The 529-nt window shown below is 74.9% G+C and carries 1 protein-coding gene; it reads right to left on the reverse strand.

The window, feature by feature from the left end; all coding sequences use genetic code 11:
- Positions 1 to 529 (reverse strand): aminotransferase class V-fold PLP-dependent enzyme (locus FRW57_RS22760; RefSeq protein ID WP_420853294.1); only part of this gene is annotated, 529 nt, incomplete at both ends.

A 529-nucleotide genomic window follows, 5' to 3' on the forward strand; every position in this document is an offset into this window, starting at 1 on the left:
CGACCAGGTCGGCGCGACCCAGCACGAGTCCGGCCTGCGGGCCGCCGAGCAGCTTGTCGCCGCTGCAGGTCACCAGGTCGGCGCCGGCGCGCAGGGAGCTGGCGGCGTCGGGTTCGTCGGGCAGCAGCGGGTCGGGCTCCAGGAGTCCGCTGCCGATGTCGCAGACGACGGGGACGCCGAGACCGGCCAGGTCGTGCAGGGGCACCGACGAGGTGAAGCCCTCGACCCGGAAGTTGCTCGGATGGACCTTGAGCACACAGCCCGTGTCGGGCCCGAGGGCCTGCGCGTAGTCGGCCAGTGCCGTCCGGTTGGTGGTGCCCACCTCGCGCAGCCGCGCCCCGGTGGACGCGATCAGGTCGGGCAGCCGGAAACCGTCACCGATCTCGACCATCTCGCCCCGGGACACCACCACCTCGCGGCCGGCGGCGAGGGCGGTGGTGGCGAGCACGAGCGCGGCGGCCCCGTTGCCCACGACGAGCACGTCCTCGGCATCGGGCACGGCCTCCCGCAGCGCGGCCAGGGTGCCCCT

The sequence above is a fragment of the Segeticoccus rhizosphaerae genome, assembly GCF_009192725.1.
GTDB lineage: Bacteria > Actinomycetota > Actinomycetes > Actinomycetales > Dermatophilaceae > Segeticoccus > Segeticoccus rhizosphaerae.